The sequence below is a fragment of the Brenneria izbisi genome, assembly GCF_025840185.1.
GTDB lineage: Bacteria > Pseudomonadota > Gammaproteobacteria > Enterobacterales > Enterobacteriaceae > Brenneria > Brenneria izbisi.
Map to the genome: position 1 here is coordinate 1 of NZ_JAMPJU010000031.1, position 1,827 is coordinate 1,827.

Annotated in this window: 2 protein-coding genes; both read right to left on the bottom strand. The window is 42.1% G+C overall.

The window, feature by feature from the left end; translation table 11 throughout:
• Positions 1-61: 61 nt before the first annotated feature.
• Positions 62-1,558 carry a MobQ family relaxase gene (gene mobQ / locus NC856_RS17575; RefSeq protein ID WP_264091690.1) on the bottom strand — a complete coding sequence of 499 codons (1,497 nt, stop codon included), beginning with the start codon at positions 1,556-1,558 and terminating at the stop codon, positions 62-64.
• 33 nt (positions 1,559-1,591) lie between these two features.
• Positions 1,592-1,827: hypothetical protein (locus tag NC856_RS17580; RefSeq protein WP_264091691.1), on the bottom strand; the 236-nt coding region annotated here is incomplete at its 5' end.

The window sequence follows — 1,827 nt, forward strand, 5'->3', positions numbered from 1 at the left end:
TCCATCGTTTGCCTGTCTCCGTTGTTGGAGTGAACATATCAAAAACAGACAATTACACAATTTAAATTACAGTCTCGGATGGTCTCAATTGTGGTGAATTATTTTTTTTGTTTTCATGTATCGACGGATTGAGGCCCATGTCCCTATTGGCATTATTGTGCTCGTTATTCTGACGACTTGGGAAACGGTTGATCTCATCCGGTGTTGGTTTATAGTTATCTTGGTTAAACTTGGCTTTTTTCTCATATTCAGTGCGAGGAATAGAACGGCCTAATACCTCATCAAAGACATAGTTTTCAGCAATACGTTTATCATGTTCTTCACTGATAAGATCAATTTGGGATTTGTTTGCTTTAGTCCATACAAACTTCTGCTTGAAAAAATCTATGACAAGTGTTGTGAAGCGTTTAAAAATATTATCCTGACGTGGAGTAGTCTGTTTCCTCTTAACACCTTCAGGGGCGCTTCTGGATGCCCTGTTTTGGTTTTGAGAGGAGGATGTTTTCAGGATAGTATTTGTTCCAGAATCAGAAATACTGACTGATGGTTTCTTACCTGCAACGACCTTACTGACTTTTGTTTTATCACGGTAAGATTTAACGCCACGCATACGAGTATGAGGAGCTGGTGCAACCAATACAGGTCTTTGATTCTCATCAGTAGAAGAGCCGGAGTGTGTTTCAGGTAATACGATTTGTTCTGGTTCAGCAAGAGCAGCCACGGTGAAGCTTCTGACATCAACGACGATTTCAAGATCAAGTTCACTGAATGTTTTGTAGACTTCAACCGCTTCCTGCTTAGCTGCGTCACGAACAGCCTGTTCTGCGGCTCTTTGCTCCTGAGCTGCTTTACTACGCCATTTGGCACTGTGGATACGCTTCATTGGAGGACGGTTTGTTTCAGCGGCTTTGGCAAGCCATAGTGCTTTTTCTTCATTATCCAGAGCAACCGCCGCTTTTTCTAATGCCTCTTCATGCTGGGCCTGAAGGGAACGATGATCAATACGTTCTGACGAACCAGCAGCAGCAAGGTAGCTGTTCGCCATAGCTGACCATGATTCACGCCATAAAACAGACATTTTTCTGTCGTTCCAGCTCCTTTCCTTTTTACCAAAACCTTCTGGTCCTATAGTTTTTAATGTCAACATAACGTGAGCATGTGGGTTGTCGCTATCAAGATCATGAAAAGCGATGTCGGCAATCATGCCTTTATCAACGAAATTTTTCTGGCAATACTCAAGGACAAGTTTTTTCTTGTCGTCATTGTTTAACTCGGCAGGAATAGCAACATCGAAATAACGAGCTGTTTGACCATTTTGCTGACGCTCGACCCGTTCAACTTCATTCCACAATGCTGTAGAATCTTTAACAATATGTTCTGGAGCATTAACAGGTGCTAATATGAAATGCCCGTACAAATCAGTACGGCGACTATAATCATAGGTATCACCTGTTCTTTCATCTGTGATTCTGCAACGAGCATGATAGGCAGCTTTCGCAACGGAAGATTTGCCCTCACTTCGTTTCACAATTTTAAAATCAAGATGAAAAATAGCCATACAATAAAAAGAACCTCAATATAAATTTAAATATCAAACCAAAATATAAATCTCCAATGCGACTATGCTGGTTTTAGTTTTTCGCAAGAAAAACTCTGGTGTTGACGTTGACCTTGTTTCCGAAGGAAACGGTGTTAGCCTGCGGCAGGCAACCGTCGGTAGACCCCGGTAGCTGTCAACGAAGTTGACACCCTTATTCGTTTTTATGCTGCCGTTTTCAGCCCAGTTTCTGGCTTCTCCGGATTCAACATCACTACCTCGACTCGCTG

What these genes read in the sequence shown, in the direction of transcription:
- mobQ (WP_264091690.1), bottom strand. Translation starts at nt 1,558, where the DNA reads ATGGCTATTTTTCATCTTGATTTTAAAATTGTGAAACGAAGTGAGGGC.